This is a genomic window from Acinetobacter lwoffii (assembly GCF_024129115.1).
Classification (GTDB): Bacteria; Pseudomonadota; Gammaproteobacteria; order Pseudomonadales; family Moraxellaceae; genus Acinetobacter; species Acinetobacter lwoffii_T.
Genome location: NZ_JAMXXO010000058.1, coordinates 1 through 1,457, shown reverse-complemented (window position 1 = coordinate 1,457; position 1,457 = coordinate 1). Strand labels below are relative to the sequence as shown.

Below are 1,457 nucleotides of genomic sequence, written 5' to 3'. Positions count from 1 at the left end.
GATTTTTTTCATTTTTATAGAATCTTAATAATATTAATATTATACAAATTATGAGAAATCTAGTCCTTAAAAGGACTAGAAATTTTAATTAACCCAGTTTTCTAGCTTTAATCCATCTATACGCTCAAATTCCTTAATGTTATTTGTGACTAATACAACATCTAAAGCTAGGGCATGCGCTGCAATTAGCATATCCAAACTACCAATTATTTTACCTGTAGATTGTAGATCTTGACGTAGTTTGGCGTAATGCCAGATTGCTTTCTCATCGTAAGGTAAAATATCTAAAGGTGATAAAAACTTGTTCAATGCCTGCTTGTTGCGCTCAGAGCCAGATTTTTCAACGCCAAAAGCTAATTCGGATGCTGTTATGCTTGAAATCGTAAGCTGACCAAGCTGGTATTGCTTAAAGCGTTCAAAAACATGCTCTGGCTTATGATTGATCACATAGATACAAATATTTGTGTCTAAGAGGTAAATCATTTGAAATCCTCACGTACTTGTTCGCCCTGATCTGCTCGTTCTAACTTGAATCCTACCTCAAACTCGTTTAGAGCTTCTAGCATTACATCCCAAGGATTGTCGATAGGCATCAATAACACACCACGCCCAAAACTTTTAATCGCTACTTCAGTACCATTAAAACGAAATGCTTTAGGTAACCTAACTGCTTGACTTCGACCTGTTTGAAAGACTTTAGCAACTTCCATTTTTTATCTCCTAATAAGATAGCTATCATTGATACATATCTTATCATTGAATAATTTATAACGTGTGATTTGTTGTAATTGATGAATGACTTTAATCCATATTCTAGATGCCATCCAGGCCTCATCTAAAAGTACAGAGCATAAAAAACCCCGGCATCCTGCCAGGGTTTTTTATTGGAACTTTAGGTCTTTGCGTGCTTTTGCTTGTCTTATCTGGCCCCATCCTGGCGCTTATTTTTAATTATATGGAACTTCCTGTTCCTGACCATTCAATAATATGAAAATTCCAGTATGCCGGATAGCCGCAAAGGGCCGAGATTGATGTGAGCCTAAGCCTACAAAGTAGCCTAAATTTCATCCACAGCAATTGGGGATAGTTTTCGCCCTGGAAGAGCTGAGAACATTGGGAAAATGCCAAAATTGAGTATTTTTTAGACGATTTTATTGGCGAAAGATTACAAATCTGCTTAAAAAACATACGAGTTGTTAAAACGTGTGTTTTTTGATCTTTAAGGTTTTGGATTTATCGTATTAAGTTATTGATAAATAATATTATTTAAAAAGGCATTTCGTATAACCGCTATTATGTTAAATAGAATCAAAAAACCTCCAATAAAATCGTTATAGTATTATTATTTATTGAGTAGATAAGAGAATTAAATTAGTGAAATACTCAAATGAAAAAATAGTAAAAGCTCTCTTACTTTCTCCTTTACCACTACTTTTTTTCACAGCAGTCCTGTTTAT

General features: G+C 34.2%; 2 protein-coding genes. Both read right to left on the bottom strand.

Translation table 11 applies throughout. The annotated features are described in order from the left end of the window. Positions 1 to 84: 84 nt before the first annotated feature. Positions 85 to 483, bottom strand: a complete 399-nt coding sequence (gene vapC / locus NI470_RS15650; protein ID WP_253148918.1) for a type II toxin-antitoxin system tRNA(fMet)-specific endonuclease VapC — start codon at positions 481 to 483, stop codon at positions 85 to 87. Continuing rightward, entirely contained in the window at positions 480 to 710 is a 231-nt protein-coding gene (locus NI470_RS15645; RefSeq protein ID WP_005020941.1) for an antitoxin, read from the bottom strand. The genes vapC and NI470_RS15645 overlap by 4 nt, the downstream gene beginning before the upstream one ends. Between the last annotated feature and the right edge of the window lie 747 nt (positions 711 to 1,457).